Here is a 16,060-nt window from a genome sequence, read left to right as displayed (position 1 = left end):
GGCGTCGTCGGCGACCGCCGCGTGGTTCGGTGCCGCCGGCCCCGGAACGCCGGTGCGGGTCACCCTCGACAGCGGCCAGGACCCGTCGATCCCCGCTGCGGCGGCACGATTCCGGGAACGGATGGCCGAGCAGAGCGTGTTCGCCTGCGAGTCCACCGGCTTTCGACTGAGCCGAAGCCGCCGTTCGACGACTCCTCCTGGAACGGCCCACCACGGCATGCGGCGAGTTTCCACGGCACCCTCGCCGAATGGTCCGTCGACGCCATCGGCTGGCTGGGCGGTTACGCCGCCGGCCTGTGTGCCGACGCGGGCGTACCGGTCCCCACGCTGCTCACCGTCAGCAGGCTCGGTCCACAACGGACGAAAGGTACGCGATGAAGCGTTCGAGGAAGATCGCCGTGTTCGGCGCCGCCGTCCTGCTCCTCGCCGGATCGCTGATGGGCTCGGCGCCCGCCGCGGAAACGCAGCGATCGCCGTGGTTCACCTCGTGGGCGCAGTCGCAGCAGGCGCTGTCGGCCAAGACGGTGCAGAACCAGTCCGTGCGGATGGTCACGCACCTGAGCCAGGGCGGCGACGCGGTGCGGATCCGCGTGCAGAACACCTTCGGCAAGACCCCGCTGACCATCGACCGCGCGACCGCGGGCCTGAGCGGACCGGCCGCTTCGGTCACCGGCGTCCGGCCGCTGACCTTCCGCGGTCAGCCCGCGGTCACCATCCCGCCCGGCGGCGAGGTCTGGAGCGACGACACCGACCTGCGCACCCAGCCGGACACCGACCTCGGCATCAGCATGTACATCGCGGGCACGGTTGTCCCCGGCCAGCACGACTCGGCGTTCCGCGAGAACTACCTGACCCCCGCGGGCGCGGGTGACCACACCGCCGATCCCGCCGGCACGGCGTACACCGAAACCGTCACCTCGACCTACCTGGTCAGCGCGGTCGACGTGCGCAACCGCGGCCTGCGCGGCACGATCGTCGCCTACGGCAGTTCGGTGGTCGACGGCGTGGGCAGCACCAACTGCGGGCCCGGCTGCACCGAACTGGGCACCAACCGCCGCTGGACCGACGACCTGGCCCGCCGCACCGGCAAGCTCGCCATCGCGAACGCCGGGATCAGCGGCACCACCAGTTCGAACGCCTGTCCCGGCACCCCGGATCGCGTCGCCGGCCTGGACGCGCTCGCCCGGCTGGACCGCGATGTGCTCGCCCTGCACGGAGTCACCGGCGTCCTCTACTACTACGGCACCAACGACCTGGCCTTCGGCTGCACCGCCGAACCCATCCTGGACAGCTACCGCCAGGTCTTCCAGCGCCTGCGCGACGCGGGGATCGCCGTGTACGTCACCCCGATCACCCCGCGACCCGGGTACACCGCGCAGAACAATCTCGACCGGCACGAGGTCGGCACCTTCACCCAGCGCTGGAACAACTGCTCCGGCACCTGCGACGGCGTGGTCGACTTCGACCAGGTGCTGAAGGACCCGTCGCAGCCCAACGGGATCCACCCGCCCTACGACAACGGCGACGGGGTGCACGCCAACGCGGCCGGGCAGCAGGCGCTCGCGGACTTCGTCTCCCTGCCGATGCTCACCGGCCGGGGCTGATCAGCGCGGTTCGTGCACGTCGTCCGGAAGGGGGTCGGCGTAGAGGCGGTCGATCGTCGCGGCGTACTTCGCGGCGATCGGCTTGCGGCGCAGTTTCATCGTCAGGGTCAGTTCGTCGCCGCCGGGTTCCCAGACCACCGGGAGCAGGTGGAAGCGCTTGATCTGCTCGACCCGGGACAGCTTCGCGTTGCCACTGGTCACCGCGGCGGCGACCCGCGTGAGGATCTCCGGATCCCTGGCCAGCTCGGCCTTGCGGCCGTCCGGGGCGAGCGCGGCGGCGGCCTCGGGGTCCAGGGTGATCAGCGCCGTGGTGTACGGGCGGCCGTCACCGATGGCGGCCACCCCGCCGATGAGGGAGGACGCCGCCTTGATCGCGTTCTCGATGTTCGCCGGGGACATGTTCTTGCCCGAGGCGTTGATGATCAGGTCCTTCTTCCGGTCGACGATGGTGAGCACGCCGTCGTCGTCGGCGGTCACCACGTCACCGGTGGCCAGCCAGCCCTCGGCGTCGATCGCCTCGGCGGTCCTGGCCGGGTCACCCCGGTAACCCTTCATCACCAGCGGCCCGCGCACGAACAGTTCCCCGTCCTCGGCGATCCGCGTCTCCATGCCGGGCAGGATCCGCCCGACCGTGCCGAGTTTGGCCGGGTCGGCCGGGAACGTGCTGGCGATGCAGGTCAGCTCCGACATGCCCCAGATCTCGGAGATCGGCAGGCCGAGCGCGGCGAAGAAAGCCAGTGTGCCGCCCGGGATGGGAGCGCCGCCGGAGACCGCCCACTTCAGCCCGCCGAAGCCGAGCATGTCCCGCAGGCCGGTGAGCACGGCCGCGTCCGCCTTGGCGTACTCGGCTTCCAGTTCCGGCGGCACGGGCGTGCCCGCACGCAGGTGGTCCAGCCGGCGGTTGCCGACCTCCACCGCCCATTCCAGTTCCTCGCGGCGTTGCTCGTCGGGCTCGTGCGCCACGGCCAGTTCGATGGCGACCTTCAGCTTCTCCCACACACGCGGGACCGCGCCCCAGATCGTCGGGCGGCAGTCCCGCACGGCCGCGACGATCTGCCGCGGGTCGGTGACCACGGTGATCTGCGTGCCGAAGACGAGCTGGAAGTACAGGGCGGTGACGCGGTCGGCGATGTGCGCGGACGGCATGAACGAGGTGATCCGGTCGCCGTACTCGACGGGCAGGACCGCGCTGACCGCGTTGGCCTCGAACAACAACGCCGCGTGCGTGGACTCGACGCCCTTGGGATCGCCGGTGGTGCCCGAGGTGTAGATGAGCGTCGCCACGTCCTCCGGCTGGACCGCGCGCCAGGCGGCCTCGAAGTCGAAGTCGGCGGAACCGAGGTTCTTCAGCTCCGCCAAGGAGATCGTGCCGTCCGGGGCTTCGCCGGGCTCGGCGTCGACGACCACGATCCGGTCCACCACACCGGTCTCGCGGACGCGCTCCACGTACTGCGCTTCGCAGACCACGACCCGGGCACCGGCGTTGCCGAGCACATATCGGATCGCGTCGGGCGCGAGGGTGTTATAGACGGAGAACGAGGTCGCGCCGGCGTGCAGCGCGCCGACGTCGACCGGGTAGAACTCCGTCCGGTTCGCCATCATCAGCGCGACCGTGTCCCCGCGGCCGACGCCGAGCGCGGCGAAACCGGCGGCGACTTCCCGCACCTGTGCGCCGTACTCACGCCAGGTCAGGGTCTGCGTGCCGCCGACGGTCCGCACCGCGACGGTGTCCGGGTCGATGGCCGCGACCCGTTGGAACGCCTCGCACAGCGTGGCGGGTGGTGCGCTCACGGTCGGCTCCCCCTGGCTTCGAGTTCGCGGATGAGGGTGTGGCACCGGCGGTCGGCGGCGAGGACGCCGTCGGCGACCACGTTCACGAAACCGCGGAGCAACGCCCAGCCCTGCCACGCGGCCGGGGCCAGCGTACGCCCGGCGCGCCGGGCGATGGCACCGGCGAGCACCTCGGCCGCCTGTTCCGCGGTGATCCGGCGGCGCAGCGGGCGGGGGAGCCGTGCCTCGAGCTCCGCGCCGAGGGCGTCATCGTCCAAAGTGGCCTTGGCGAGCCGGGTGTCGACCACGCCGAAGTAGGCGACCCCCGCGCTGGCCCCGAATCCGGCGAGTTCGAGCCGCAGGGCCCGGCCCAGCTGTTCGACCCCGGCCTTGCTGATCATGTAGGAGGCCCCGCCGAGCCCGGGCGCGAAGGCGGCCGCCGAGGAGACGACCACGATGTGCCCGCGTCGCGCGACCACCTCGTCGATCGCCGGCCGGACGGTGTTGAACACGCCGGTCAGGTTGATGTCGAGGACCCGGTCGAAGCCTTCGGGGTCGATCTGGCGCAGTGTGGCCGGTGGCGGGGTCACCCCGGCGTTGGCGACCACCACGTCGAGCCCGCCCGTTTCGGTGCTCAGTGCACGGACGACCGCTTCCATGGCCACGCGATCGCGGACGTCGGCGACGAAGGTGTGCACCCGGCTGCCCAGTTCGGTTCCGGCGCGGGCGAGCGCGGCCGGGTCGATGTCGGTCAGCGCGACGACGGCCCCGCGGCCGTGCAGTTCGCGGGCCAGCGCGAGGCCGATGCCGTCCCCGCCGCCGGTGATCAGCACGACCTTGCCGCGCACGTCGTAGTGGCCGCGGCCGGGCAGCGGGACGCCGAGGTCGCGGACGATCCCGGTGGCGGTGGCCAGCACGCTCATCGGCCGATCGCCTCCGCCAGCCCCTTCGCCCAGCCCGCGGTGACCCGCTGGAACGCCGGGCGGCCCAGGCGCAGCAAGGGCGCGGCCTTCGGCACCGGCTCGATGGCGAAGGTCCAGGTGATCCGGGTGCCTCCGGTCAGCGGGGTGAGCGCCATGTCCTCGGCGAACCGGCGGAAACCCGGCTTGGAGGAGGCTTCGGCGGTGAAGGTCATCCGGCTTTCCTCGTCCCATCGGTAGAAGCGTTCGCGCAGGGTCGCCGCGCGCCCGACCGTGACGGCCCGGGTGGTGCCGACGCCGAACGGGCGCGGAGAGGTCCAGTCCATACCGGTGATCAGCCGCGACCACGACACCAGCGCGTCGTCGGCGGAGAGCACCCGCCACACCCGCGCGGCGTCCGCCGGCACGTCGACGGCCTGCACGAACCGGAACGGGGCCGAGGCGAGGAACTCGTCGTCGGCTTCGGCGAGGGGATACCAGCGTGTCATGGGCCGCCTTCGGTCAGAGGTCGAGCAGCAGGGGACCGCCTGCCGAACGGGAAACGCAGACCAGCATGGACTTCTCGCGCTCACCGCCCGGGAGGACCCGGTCCCGGTGCTCCACGGTCCCGGCCAGCACGGGGGTTGTGCAAGTGCCGCAGAAACCCTGGCGGCAGGAGTAGGCCACCCCGGGCACCACCCGGCGGATCGCGGTGAGGGCCGACTCGTCCGCCGCGACCGGCACGGTCACGCCACTGCGGTACAGCCGGATCTCGAACGGCGTGCCGTCGACCACGGGCAGCGGCGAGAACCGTTCGGTGTGCAGGGAGGCGGTGGGATTGATCTCCCGCACCAGTCCGCGCGCGGTGAGCATCAGCGGTGGCGGGCCGCACAGGTAGATCGCCGCGCCGGGGGCCGCGAGCGGCAGGATGCCGGTGATGTCCGGCAGCCCGGCCTCGTCGTCCGGCCGGATGTCGGCCACGCCGCTGTCGTACCCGGCGAGTTCGCCGAGGAACGGCATGCTCGCCCGCGACCGGCCGAGGTAGACCAGGCGCCACGGGACGCCGCGTTCGTGACAGGCGCGCACCATCGGCAGGATCGGCGTGATCCCGATGCCACCCGCGACGAACAGGTAGGACGGCGCGTCGACCAGTGCGAAGGCGTTGCGGGGGCCGCGTGCGGTGATCCGGGTACCGGCGCGCAGTCCGTGGACCTCGCGCGAACCGCCCAGCCCGTCGCCGAGCCGCCGGACGGCGATGCGGTAGGCGTGCCGATCGGCGGGATCACCGCACAGGGAGTACTGGCGTTGCCTGCCCGAGGGCAGGAAGACGTCCAGGTGCGCGCCGGGAACCCAGCGGGGGAGCGGCTCGCCGTCCGATTCCAGGGTCAGGCTGACCACGTCCTCGGCCTCCGGCCGGATCTCGCCGATCCGCAGGTCGAGGTCGAATCCCGTGCGGCGCACCGGGTTCGGCCGGGACAGCAGGGGAGCGACCGGCCCGGCGGCGAACACGTGCCGGTAGGCGGCACTGGCGAGCGCGGCCAGGCGCATCGCGCCGCTGGGGGCGTACGCGTCCTTTGTGGACCGGCTCATCGGGCACCGCCGTTGGCCGCCGGTGACCGCGCGAGGTAACGCAGGGCCTTGTCCATGCTGCCGAGCTGCGAGGGGTGGAACTTCGGGTGCAGGTACTTCGGGATCTCGGTGAGGAAGATGGTCGCCGAGGGGATCATCCGCCGCCGGGTCGCGCTCAGCAGCTGCACCGGCCAGAAGCGGCCCTTGTCCGGCGACGGGTCCTTGCGGAACAGCGAACCCGCCGTGGTCAGGAACAACACCGCCAGGGTGAAGCTGGCGACCAGCGCCGTGCGCACCCGCCTGCCGTACCCGCCGTCGACGTACATGAAGGCGTCGAAGGCGACGTTGCGGTGCTCGACCTCTTCGGCGCCGTGCCAGCGGACCAGGTCCAGCATGGTCGGGTGCATGCCCCGCTCGGCCAGCTGGTCGGCGTTGAGCAGCCAGTCGCCCACCACCGCGGTGTAGTGCTCCATCGCGGCGAACAACCCGAGCCGCTCGCACAGCCACGCGTGCTTCGCCCGGCCGGTCAGGCCCCAGTCGCCGAGGACCTTGTCGACCATCCACTCCATCTTGCGGGCCGTCGGCTCGACGTCCAGGCCGAGCTTCGCCAGGTGGTCCCGCGCGCCCTCGTGCGAGGACGCGTGGGTCGCTTCCTGGCCGATGAAGCCGACGACCTCTTCGTGCAGCCGCTCGTCCTCGATCAGCGGCAGCGCCTCGGCCAGCGCGGCGGACATCGCGCGCTCGCCCTCGGGCAGCACCAGGTGCATCACGTTGATGATGTGCGTGGCCATCGGCTCGCCGGGGATGTAGTGCATCGGCACGCCGTCCCAGGAGAACTCGACCGCACGCGGGGCGATGGCGTGCGCCTGGTCGGTGTACCGGCGTGCCCCGCGCACGTCGACGACCGGTTTTCCGCGGAACAGTCCGAACATCGCTTCGTCCTCACGCTCGCTTGGCGTTGCACGATATTGTTGACAGCGGGCGATGTCAACATCAGCCGATGTCAGTTCACGAGAGGGCGTGCGCGGGGGCGGTCAGTCCTGGACGGCGGCGGAACTCGCCTGGGCCAGCTGCTCGACGACCTGGGAAACGTGCTCCACGAAGCGGTCGCGGGTGATGGTGACCCGGCCGGCGAGCCAGGCCTGGTAGAGGTAGGCCAGCGCGCCGAACACCGCTTCGGCGTTCAGCTCCAGGTCGTGGTCGTCGGCGGTCTCCGCGCCGAGGACGGGACTGCGCAGGGCCAGCGCGATCGGCTTGGTGAACTCGCCGACCAGTTCGGCGCCGCGGTTCGCCAGTTCGGGTGCGGCCACCGACTCCACGAACAGCACGCGGCCCCGGCGCGGGTCGGCGGTGACGAACTCGGTGAACGCGGCCACCACCTGCCGGACCAGCGCGGCCGTGTCCGCCGCCTCGGCCAGCGCCGCCAGCAGCGCGGTCCGTGCCTGCTCGGCCACCGCTTCGAGCACGGCCACCAGCAGGGCCTCGCGGTTGGGGAAGCTCTCGTAGAAGTACCGCTCGGTGAGCTTGGCTTCGCGGCACACCCCGCGCATCGTGACGGACGCGGCCCCGCCGGAACCCATCAGCGCGAACCCGGCGTCGACCAGCTGCTTGCGCCGCCGTGCCTGCCGCTCGTCCGCGGCCACCCCGCGCCACGGGCGGCTCGAGACGTCGGGGCTGTCGGTCACCGCCTCATCCTGTCACGTGGCAGCCGGGCGTGCGCCTAGGCTCAGGCCGGTGAAGCAAGATGACGGCGGCGACCTCGACGGCCTGGTGCGCCAGCGGATCCGTGCGCTGCGGGTGGCCAAGGGCTGGTCTCTGGAGGAACTGGCCGCCCGTGCGCGGATGGGGTCGTCCACGCTCAGCCGCATCGAGACCGGCGGGCGGCGCCTCGCCCTCGACCAGCTCGTCACGCTCGCCCGTGCCCTGGACACCTCGCTCGACCAGCTGGTGGAGACGGCCACGGACGACATCATCAGCAACCCGACGCACGAGGCGGCGTACGGCCTGATGCGCTGGCCCGTCAAGGCGGATCCCGGGCTCACGGTGGTGCGCCAGCGAATGGTCGACCCGCCGCCCGAGAACCTCGCCCGCATGCGCGCCCACCCCGGCCGCGAATGGCTCGTGGTCCTGTCGGGCACCGCCGTGCTGCTGCTGGGCGACCGCCGCCTCCGCGTGGAAACCAACCAGGCGGCGGAATTCCCCACGATGCTGCCGCACGCCATCGGCGCCGAGGGCGGCCCGTGCGAGATCCTCGGCATCTTCGACCGCGACGCCCGCCGCGGTCACCAGCAGGGCGACGGCTGAGTTGCGCCTTCGGCACGGTGGCCGGCGATCTTCTTGCGCATCCGGGAAACCGCCGCCGTAGCAGGGCCGGGTCCACTTAGCGTGGCTGTCATGGAACACGGAAAACACGACCACGCGGAGGTACTCGACCTGGACGCGGAAGTGCTCGCCGAGCACCTCGCGGCCATCGTCACCTCGCTACCGGCCGAAACCGGGCCCCGGCACATCGTGGACCTGGGCTGCGGGACCGGAGCCGGTACCTTCCTCCTGCTCAAGCACTTCCCCGAAGCGCGGGTGACGGCCGTCGACGCCTCGGCCGTCCACTTGGGACGACTGGCGGAGAAGGCCGAAGCGGCCGGGGTCGCCGACCGCGTGCACACCGTGCAGGCGGACCTGGACGCGCCCTGGCCCGACCTCGGCACACCCGACCTGGTGTGGGCCTCGGCTTCCCTGCACCACATGACCGACCCCGGCCGCGTGCTGCGGCAGGTCCACGAGATGCTCGCGCCCGGCGGGTTGTTCGCCGTGGTGGAACTGGCGGACTTCCCGCGGTTCCTGCCCCCGGACGCCCCGGAGGACCGGCCTGGCCTCGAAGACCGCTGCCACGCTGCGATGGCCCACCGCATCGCCGAGCTCGCGCCCCACCGCGGCGCCGACTGGGGCCCGGAACTGGTGGCCGCCGGGTTCACCGTCGAGAGCGAACGCACCATCACCGCGAATCTGCCGGCCAAGCACAACGAGGCCGTCGGGCGTTACGCGCTCGCGGGCTTGAGCCGCGTGCGCCAGGGCGCCGCCCAGTCGCTGCCCGCCGAGGATCTCGCTGCGCTGGACCGGCTGCTCGACACCAGCGGCCCCCACAGCCTCCTGCGCCGCGACGACCTCGCCGTCCGCGCCGAGCGCACCGTCTGGACCGCACGCCGCCGCGCCTAGGACGTGTCCTGGGGATCTTCATCGGAGGTGCAGGACGATGCAGGCAAGAATGATTTCGGCGCGGTGGTAGGCGGCTCGTTTGGCGTAGCGGGTTGCCAGGCCCCGGAATTGTTTGAGCCGGTTGAAGCACCGTTCGACCACGTTGCGCAGTTTGTAGAGGTCGGGGTCGAAGGCCGGTGGTCTGCCACCGGCCGAGCCCCGGGCCTTGCGGCGGGCGATCTGATCAGCGCGTTCGGGGATGGTGGCCCTGATCCTGCGCTCGCGCAGCGCCTGGCGGGTACTCGGGTGGGTATAGGCCTTGTCGGCGAGCACCCGCCCCACCCGCACTCTCTGCCCGTCCACCTCGAGGTCGCGGATATCGTCCAGCAGCGGCAGCAGCTGCGGGTTGTCCCCGGCCTGACCAGGGGTGAGGATCACCGCCAGCGGCAAGCCCGCGCCGTCGACGGCCAGGTGGAGCTTGGTTGTCAGTCCTCCTCGGGAGCGCCCGAGGCATTCCCCGTCGATCGCGAGGTCGTCGATCCAGTCCGCGCAGCCCCCTTTTTCCGGGCACCGGCCGCGTGCTGATGCGCCCGCACACTCGTGGAATCAACACTGATCACGAACTCGATGTTGTCCTCCAGAGTGCCCAGCGAGTCGTCCTTGACGATTACGTGCTCGAGGATCCGGTCCCACGTCCCGTCCGCGGTCCACTTGCGTAACCGCTCATGCGCGGTCTTCCACGGCCCATAGCGTTCGGGCAGGTCACGCCACGGCGCACCGGTCCGTTCATGCCACAGAACCGCGTTGATCACCTGCCGGTGACTACGCCACCGCCCACCCCGCCGCCCAGACTCCGCAGGCAGCAACGGCGCGATCCTCGCCCACGCCTTATCCGTCAGCTCACCACGACCAACCACACCCCATCATCTGCACACGATCATGAAGAAGATCCGCAGGACACGCCCTAGTCGCCCGGCTCCAGCATCGGCACCAGGAACCGCCGTGCCACCGCGGCGAGCTGTTCGTCGTCGTCGAGGTCGATGACCTGGCTCGGGATGGCCAGGAACGACGCGGAGATCCGCACCATCATCTCGGCGACGACGTCGGCGTCCAGCTCGCTGGACACGGTGCCCGCCCGCTGTTCGTGCCGCAGCTGCCCGGCGACGAACTGCCGCACGGTGCCCAGTGTCCGGCCGCCGTCGTTGATCATCGACGGCACCAGCAGGTCCGGTTCCGCCTCCATCAGCCCGCCGATCAGCGGGTTGCCCCGGATCGCGCGCAGCGAGCTGACGAACCCGAGCACCACCCGGTCGGCGGCGGTCTCGGCCTGCTCGATGTCGATCAGGAACCGGTCGAAGTACCGGCGGAACTCCCGCCGGACCACTTGTTCCACCAGCGCGTCCTTCGTGGTGAAGCGCCGGTAGACGGTGATGCGGGAAACCCCGGCCCGGCGGGCCACGTCCTCCATCGTGGAGCGCTGGATGCCCAGCCGGCAGAACTGGTCGTACGCGGCGTCGAGGATGCGCGCGCGGGCTTCGTCCACCTCGTCCGCCCGCCCCACGGCGTCGCTGTAGGCGCGTTCGAGCAGCGACTCCTCGCCCGAGCTCAGCAGGGCGGACAGCGCAGGTTCCACGGGCTCCTCCAGAGCGCTCGATTCTGCCTCAGCCGCGGACCCGCTGTCACGGAAGGTCTTGTGATGGCCGACACCGTGTGCTCTCATGATACGAAGAATCAGTACTTGTTTCATCGTATCAGGCCGCGGTTTACCGGCTCTCGACCTCGAGGAAGAGGAGCGAAGCGAATGGACGGACTGAGCAGGCGCGACATGTTGAGGGCCGGCGGGGCGCTGGGCGCGCTCGGCGCGCTGGGCATCGCGGCACCCGCGCAGGCCCGCTCGGCGTGGACGTGGTCACCCACCGGTTCGGTGGCCGGCGCCGGGGCCGGCGCCGATCCGCGGTGGGTGTGGGACGAGGAGGCCGATCCGCTGGTCGCGTCCCTGCTCGACCGGGGCGACGTGCCCATGGTCAACAACCTGCTGCGGACCTGGACCAAGAACGGCCAGCCGCTGCCCGCCGGGCTGCCCGCGGACCTGCGGGACTTCATGGAACGCGCGCGGCAGTTGCCCCCGTGGGCCGAGCCGGGCAAGCTGGCCACCGCGGTGGACTTCAACGAGAAGCGCGGGCTCTACCTCGGCCTGCTGTACGGCCTGGCCAGCGGCATGATGAGCACGGTCATCCCGAAGGAAGCCCGCGCGGTCTACTACTCGCAGGGCGGCGCGGACATGAAGGACCGCATCTCCAAGACCGCGAAGCTCGGGTACGACATCGGTGCGCGCGACGCCTACCAGCCCGGCGGCGAGATGGTGGTGACCTGCGTCAAGACCCGGCTGGTGCACGCGGCGGTGCGACACCTGCTGCCGCAGTCCCCGCACTGGCCCGCGGTCGCCGACGAGGAGATCCCGATCAGCCAGCGGGACATGATGGTCACCTGGCACAGCCTGCCCACCACCGTGATGCGGAAGATGACCGACTGGAAGATCCCCATCCCGCAGCGCGAATCCGTGGCGTTCCTGCATTCCTGGCAGGTCAGCGCGCACATGCTCGGGATCAAGGACGAATACATCCCGGCGACGTGGCAGGAAGCCAACTCGCAGGCCGACGAGGTGCTGGACCCGATCTTGGCGCCGACGCCGGAGGGCGTCAAGCTGGCGGACATCCTGCTCAACCTCGGGGCCACTGTGGACGGTGGCATCCTCAGCAAGCCCATCCTGGGCGCGGTCACCCGGTTCATGCTCGGCGACCAGATCGCCGGCTGGCTGGACATCGACCGGGAACCGCTCTGGGACTCGCTGCTCGACGTCGCCTGGGAGCCGTTCATCGCCGTGCGCGAAGGACTGCTGCCGTTGCCGCTGGCGCCCAAGGCGTACTGGCTCTTCGACGAGTTCCTGCGCAAGGCGGCGCTGCTGTTCCTGTCCGAAGCCAAGCCGATCAGCATCGAGATCCCGGACACCAACCGTCCTGAGTAGACCGATCAGAGGAGTCGCACCATGGCGGGACTGAGCAGGCGCAAGATGCTGGTGTCCGGCGGGGCGCTGGGCGCGCTCGGCGCACTGGGCGTGGCCGCACCGGCGCACGCGCGTTCCCTGCTGGCGTGGACCTGGGCGCCCAGCGGTTCGGTCGCGGGTTCGGGGGCCGGTGCCGATCCGCGGTGGGTGTGGGACGAGGAGGCCGATCCGCTGGTCGCGTCCCTGCTCGACCGGGGTGACGTGCCCATGGTCAACGCCCTGCTGTGGAACTGGACCCGCAACGACCAGCCGCTGCCCGCCGGGTTGCCGGAGGACCTGCGGGCGTTCATCGAGAAGGCCCGGCAGCTGCCGTCGTGGGCCGATTCGAAGAAGCTGGAGGTCGCGGCGGAGTTCAACAAGTCGCGCGGGCTCTACCTCAACCTGCTCAACGGGGTCGGCGGCGGCATGCTGAGCACCGCGATCCCCAAGGAGGCCCGCTCGGTCTACTACTCCAAGGGCGGCGCGGACATGGAGGACCGCGTCGCCAAGACGAGCATCCTCGGGTTCGCCGTCGGGGCGCTGAACGCCTACCGGCCCGGCGGCTCCTGCATCGTCGAGGCGGTGAAGACGCGCCTGGTGCACGCGGCGGTGCGCCACCTGCTGCCGCAGTCCCCGCAGTGGACGGGGGACGTGCCGATCAGCCAGGAGGACATGCTGGTCACCTGGCACACCCTGCCGACCTACGCGATGCGCGAACTGCTCGCGTGGAAGGTCCCGATGAGCGGCGCGGATCGCGAGGCCTACCTGCACGTCTGGCAGGTGACCGCGCACCTGCTCGGCATCCGCGACGAGTACATCCCCGCCACCTGGGCCGCGGCGAACGCCCAGTCGGAGGAGATCCTGCCGCGCAACATGGGGCCGACACCCGAAGGCGTGGAGCTGACCGACATCCTGCTGGGACAACTGGCCGAGCAGACCAGTCCCGCCAGTCTCAGCAGGCCGTTGTGCAACGCGCTCGCCAGGTACCTGGCGGGGGATCAGGTGGCCGACTGGGACGGCATCGAACGCGAACCGGTGTGGGGCCCGCTGATCAGTACCGCCTGGCCCGCGCTGGTGAAGTTCCGCGAAGGCCTGATCCCGCTGCCGCTGGTGCCCGAAGCGGCGTGGGTGCTCGACGAGGCCGTGCGGAAGTACATCCTCTTCTACCTCACCAAGGGCCAGGAGACGAAGATCGAAATCCCGACGATCAACCGGCCGCAGTGACCGGCGTGCGACCGGGCCTGGGGCGGCGCCGGTTCCTCGGGTACGTGCTCGCGGCGCCGACCCTGGTGACCGCCGCCGGGCTCACCCCGGCGGCGCGGGCCCAGGTGCCCTCGCCGGAACTGACCGAGCTGCTCGACCTCAACGACGTGATGACCGCGGCCGCGCTGCCGACCTCCGGCCTGATCGCGGTCGAGGTCGGCCAGGACGGCACGGTGTCGTTCGCGTTGCCGCGGGCCGAGGTCGGGCAGGGCGTCACCACCTCGACGGCCATGCTGATCGCCGAGGAACTGGCCGTGCCGGTCGGCCGGGTGCGGGTCACGCTCGCCGACGCGCGGGCGGAACTGGTGTTCAACCAGCTCACCGGCGGGTCGAACACGACCATCGCGACCTACACCCCGATCCGCGTCGCCGCCGCACTCGCCCGGTCCCGGTTGCTGACAGCCGCGGCCGCCGACTTCGGTGTCGCGGTCGCCGATCTGACATTGCGGGACGGGGTGATCAGCGATCGGTCCGGTCGCCAAGCTGACATCGGTGCCTTCGCCGGGAAGGCCGCGAGCACGCGGACCGAGCAGGTGGCGGTGGACCTCGCTCCGCGCGAGAGCTTCACCGTCATCGGCAAGCCGCACAACCGGGTCGACGCGCTGGACGCGGTGACCGGGCGCAAGAAGTTCGCCATGGATCTGGCCATCCCGGGCGCGAAGCCGACGATGGTGTGCCGGGCGCCGACCATCAACGGCCGGGTCGGCTCGGTGGCCAACCTCGCCGAGGTGCGGGTCATGCCCGGCGTCACCGACGTCGTGGTGATTTCGACCGGGGTGGCCGTGCGTGCCGAAACCTTCGGGCAGTGCATCGACGGCGTGCGCGCGCTGCGGGTCTCGTGGAAATCCGGGACGGTGGAAGGGAAATCCGACGAGAGCGTGCTCCAGGAGCTGGCGGGCGCCGAACTGCCACTCGGGTTGAAGCCGCCGGTGCCCACGGTGGAGGCGAAGTTCACCTTCTACTTCCGTGGCAACAGCGCGCTGGAACCCAACTGCGCGGTGGCGGACGTGCGGCCCGACCGGGCGGAGATCTGGTCGTCGATGAAGTCGCCGATCGTGGCCAAGCAGGTCATCGCCGCGAAGCTCGGGCTGCCGCCGGGCCGGGTCACCGTGCACGTCACCGAAGGCGGCGGGTCGTTCGGGCGCAAGCTGTTCTTCGACGCGGCGCTGGAAGCGGCCGAGGTCTCGCAGCGGATCGGCAAGCCGGTCAAGCTGATGTGGCACCGCGCCGACGACGCGCGGCAGGGACGCACCCACCCGATGGCCACCTCGCGGGTGCGCGCCGCCTACCTCGGCGGTGTGGTGCTCGGCTACGACCAGCGGCACACCAGCGTCGCCACCGATTTCGGGCACGGACTGGGGGAGGTCTTCACCGCGCTGGCCGCCCGGCTCCCGGTGGGCGACATCGGGTTCGCCGAGACCTTCTTCCAGCTGAGCCAGTCGACGTCGTACCACTTCGGGGCGAGCGGGCGGCTGCTCGCCGAGACCGCCAAGGGGTTCAACACCGGCAGCATGCGCAACGTCTACTCACCCGATGTCACCTGCGCCAGGGAACTCGTCGTCGACCAGCTCGCGGCGAAGATGGGCAAGGACCCGTACCGCTTCCGGCACGACTTCCTGCGTGACGCCCGGTCCCGCGCGGTGCTGGACAAGGTCGCCGAAGTGGGGTCGTGGGGGCGGGCGATGCCGTCCGGTACCGCGCAGGGCATCGCCTTCCACGCCGAGTACAAGTCGGTCAGCGCCGCGCTGGTGGAGCTCGACTGCCGCCCCGGGACGGTGAACCGGCCCATCCGGGACGGCGTCGGCGGGCCCCGCGTGACGAAGGTCGTCTTCGCCGTGGACGTCGGCCTCGTGGTCAACCCGCGCGGGCTCGAAGCACAGGTGATGGGCTGCGTCATGGACGGCATCGCGCTGGCGCTGACCGCGAGCCTGCACCTGCGGGACGGGTACTTCCTCGAAGCCAGCTGGGACGACTACTTCTACACCCGGCAGTGGAACACGCCGCCGGAGCTGGAGATCATCGTCATGCCGAGCACGTCCGACGAGCCCGGCGGCGCGGGGGAGCTGGGGGTCGCGGCGTCGATGGCCGCGGTCGCCTGCGCGTACGGCCGGGCGACGGGGAAGATGCCGACCGCGTTCCCGATCAACCACGGCACGCTCTCGTTCGAGCCGAAACCGACCATCCCGCCCGTGCCGGCCTCGCCGGTGGACGGCCTGTCGAGGAGAACCGATGCCTGAGCACACGTTCCGCGTCAACGGCACGCCGGTCACCGTGGACGTCGAGGACGACGTGCGCCTGCTGTGGGTGCTGCGGGACGTCCTCGGCATCACCGGCCCGAAGTACGGCTGCGGCATCAACGTGTGCAAGGCGTGCACCAGCCACCTCAACGGCGACGCGGTCAACCCGTGCGCCATCCCGGTCAAGGACCTCGGCCCGGCCGACGAGGTGACCACGATCGAAGGCCTGGCCGCCACGGCAGGCGAGGACCTGCACCCGATGCAGCGGGCCTGGCTGGACCACGACGTCGCCCAGTGCGGTTACTGCCAGCCGGGCCAGATCATGACCGCCGTGGTGCTCGCGCGCCGGGCCGCCGCCGAAGGCCGCGACCTCATCGACGCCGACCTCGACGGCATCCGGAACATCTGCCGCTGCGGCACCTACACCCGGATCCGCGCCGCCATCAAAGCCGGCGCCCAAGCCATGTGAGGTGTCCCGGCTAC

14 protein-coding genes and 1 pseudogene are annotated in these 16,060 nt (G+C 71.2%); 7 read left to right on the top strand and 8 right to left on the bottom strand.

Annotated elements, in window-relative coordinates:
• Positions 1-374: 374 nt before the first annotated feature.
• A complete protein-coding gene (locus tag JOM49_RS30305) occupies positions 375-1,604 on the top strand; it encodes a GDSL-type esterase/lipase family protein (protein WP_209667595.1) in 1,230 nt (409 codons plus the stop codon).
• On the opposite strand, the gene fadD11 is transcribed toward JOM49_RS30305, so the two are convergent.
• From fadD11 to JOM49_RS30275, 6 genes are all read right to left on the bottom strand, one after another.
• Positions 1,605-3,395, bottom strand: coding sequence for a fatty acid--CoA ligase FadD11 (gene fadD11 / locus JOM49_RS30300; protein ID WP_209667594.1), 1,791 nt, complete (start codon positions 3,393-3,395; stop codon positions 1,605-1,607).
• Positions 3,392-4,297 (bottom strand): short-chain dehydrogenase/reductase, encoded by a 906-nt coding sequence (locus JOM49_RS30295; RefSeq protein ID WP_209667593.1) that lies wholly within the window; start codon positions 4,295-4,297, stop codon positions 3,392-3,394. Before JOM49_RS30295 ends, fadD11 begins: the two co-directional genes overlap by 4 nt.
• On the bottom strand, positions 4,294-4,782 hold the full coding sequence (locus tag JOM49_RS30290; RefSeq protein WP_209667592.1) for an SRPBCC family protein: 489 nt from the start codon (positions 4,780-4,782) through the stop codon (positions 4,294-4,296). The genes JOM49_RS30295 and JOM49_RS30290 overlap by 4 nt, the downstream gene beginning before the upstream one ends.
• A 13-nt stretch (positions 4,783-4,795) precedes the next feature.
• Positions 4,796-5,863 carry a PDR/VanB family oxidoreductase gene (locus JOM49_RS30285; protein WP_245369530.1) on the bottom strand — a complete coding sequence of 356 codons (1,068 nt, stop codon included), beginning with the start codon at positions 5,861-5,863 and terminating at the stop codon, positions 4,796-4,798.
• Complete coding sequence (locus JOM49_RS30280; RefSeq protein WP_209667591.1) at positions 5,860-6,774, bottom strand: metal-dependent hydrolase; 915 nt, start codon at positions 6,772-6,774, stop codon at positions 5,860-5,862. The genes JOM49_RS30285 and JOM49_RS30280 overlap by 4 nt, the downstream gene beginning before the upstream one ends.
• Positions 6,775-6,876: 102 nt before the next feature.
• Positions 6,877-7,527: a TetR/AcrR family transcriptional regulator gene (locus JOM49_RS30275; protein ID WP_308158925.1), complete on the bottom strand. Its 651-nt coding sequence runs from the start codon at positions 7,525-7,527 to the stop codon at positions 6,877-6,879.
• 49 nt (positions 7,528-7,576) lie between these two features.
• Here JOM49_RS30275 and JOM49_RS30270 point away from each other — a divergent pair, with 49 nt between their 5' ends.
• Together JOM49_RS30270 and JOM49_RS30265 are read left to right on the top strand one after the other, a co-directional pair.
• Positions 7,577-8,146: a helix-turn-helix transcriptional regulator gene (locus tag JOM49_RS30270; RefSeq protein ID WP_209667590.1), complete on the top strand. Its 570-nt coding sequence runs from the start codon at positions 7,577-7,579 to the stop codon at positions 8,144-8,146.
• 90 nt (positions 8,147-8,236) lie between these two features.
• Positions 8,237-9,055 carry a class I SAM-dependent methyltransferase gene (locus JOM49_RS30265; RefSeq protein ID WP_209667589.1) on the top strand — a complete coding sequence of 273 codons (819 nt, stop codon included), beginning with the start codon at positions 8,237-8,239 and terminating at the stop codon, positions 9,053-9,055.
• Positions 9,056-9,073: 18 nt separating this feature from the next.
• Here JOM49_RS30265 and JOM49_RS30260 read toward each other — a convergent pair.
• Positions 9,074-9,951, bottom strand: a pseudogene (locus JOM49_RS30260) (IS5 family transposase).
• A gap of 47 nt (positions 9,952-9,998) precedes the next feature.
• A complete protein-coding gene (locus tag JOM49_RS30255; RefSeq protein WP_209667588.1) occupies positions 9,999-10,667 on the bottom strand; it encodes a TetR/AcrR family transcriptional regulator in 669 nt (222 codons plus the stop codon).
• 168 nt (positions 10,668-10,835) lie between these two features.
• On the opposite strand from JOM49_RS30255, the gene JOM49_RS30250 reads away from it, so the two are divergent.
• The 4 genes from JOM49_RS30250 to JOM49_RS30235 are packed head-to-tail and all read left to right on the top strand — an operon-like array spanning position 10,836 to position 16,046.
• Positions 10,836-12,059 carry an oxygenase MpaB family protein gene (locus JOM49_RS30250; protein WP_209667587.1) on the top strand — a complete coding sequence of 408 codons (1,224 nt, stop codon included), beginning with the start codon at positions 10,836-10,838 and terminating at the stop codon, positions 12,057-12,059.
• Between the two features lie 21 nt (positions 12,060-12,080).
• Complete coding sequence (locus JOM49_RS30245; RefSeq protein ID WP_209667586.1) at positions 12,081-13,301, top strand: oxygenase MpaB family protein; 1,221 nt, start codon at positions 12,081-12,083, stop codon at positions 13,299-13,301.
• 5 nt (positions 13,302-13,306) lie between these two features.
• Entirely contained in the window at positions 13,307-15,577 is a 2,271-nt protein-coding gene (locus tag JOM49_RS30240; protein ID WP_209667585.1) for a molybdopterin cofactor-binding domain-containing protein, read from the top strand.
• Complete coding sequence (locus tag JOM49_RS30235; RefSeq protein ID WP_209667584.1) at positions 15,570-16,046, top strand: (2Fe-2S)-binding protein; 477 nt, start codon at positions 15,570-15,572, stop codon at positions 16,044-16,046. The genes JOM49_RS30240 and JOM49_RS30235 overlap by 8 nt, the downstream gene beginning before the upstream one ends.
• Positions 16,047-16,060: the final 14 nt, after the last annotated feature.

It is taken from the genome of Amycolatopsis magusensis (genome assembly GCF_017875555.1).
Taxonomy (GTDB): domain Bacteria; phylum Actinomycetota; class Actinomycetes; order Mycobacteriales; family Pseudonocardiaceae; genus Amycolatopsis; species Amycolatopsis magusensis.
Note: the sequence above shows the minus strand (reverse complement) of the source record. Positions and strands in the feature narration are given on the sequence as shown.

What these genes read in the sequence shown, in the direction of transcription:
- JOM49_RS30305 (WP_209667595.1), top strand. Translation starts at nt 375, where the DNA reads ATGAAGCGTTCGAGGAAGATCGCCGTGTTCGGCGCCGCCGTCCTGCTC.
- JOM49_RS30295 (WP_209667593.1), bottom strand. Translation starts at nt 4,297, where the DNA reads ATGAGCGTGCTGGCCACCGCCACCGGGATCGTCCGCGACCTCGGCGTC.
- JOM49_RS30290 (WP_209667592.1), bottom strand. Translation starts at nt 4,782, where the DNA reads ATGACACGCTGGTATCCCCTCGCCGAAGCCGACGACGAGTTCCTCGCC.
- JOM49_RS30285 (WP_245369530.1), bottom strand. Translation starts at nt 5,863, where the DNA reads ATGAGCCGGTCCACAAAGGACGCGTACGCCCCCAGCGGCGCGATGCGC.
- JOM49_RS30280 (WP_209667591.1), bottom strand. Translation starts at nt 6,774, where the DNA reads ATGTTCGGACTGTTCCGCGGAAAACCGGTCGTCGACGTGCGCGGGGCA.
- JOM49_RS30265 (WP_209667589.1), top strand. Translation starts at nt 8,237, where the DNA reads ATGGAACACGGAAAACACGACCACGCGGAGGTACTCGACCTGGACGCG.
- JOM49_RS30250 (WP_209667587.1), top strand. Translation starts at nt 10,836, where the DNA reads ATGGACGGACTGAGCAGGCGCGACATGTTGAGGGCCGGCGGGGCGCTG.
- JOM49_RS30245 (WP_209667586.1), top strand. Translation starts at nt 12,081, where the DNA reads ATGGCGGGACTGAGCAGGCGCAAGATGCTGGTGTCCGGCGGGGCGCTG.
- JOM49_RS30235 (WP_209667584.1), top strand. Translation starts at nt 15,570, where the DNA reads ATGCCTGAGCACACGTTCCGCGTCAACGGCACGCCGGTCACCGTGGAC.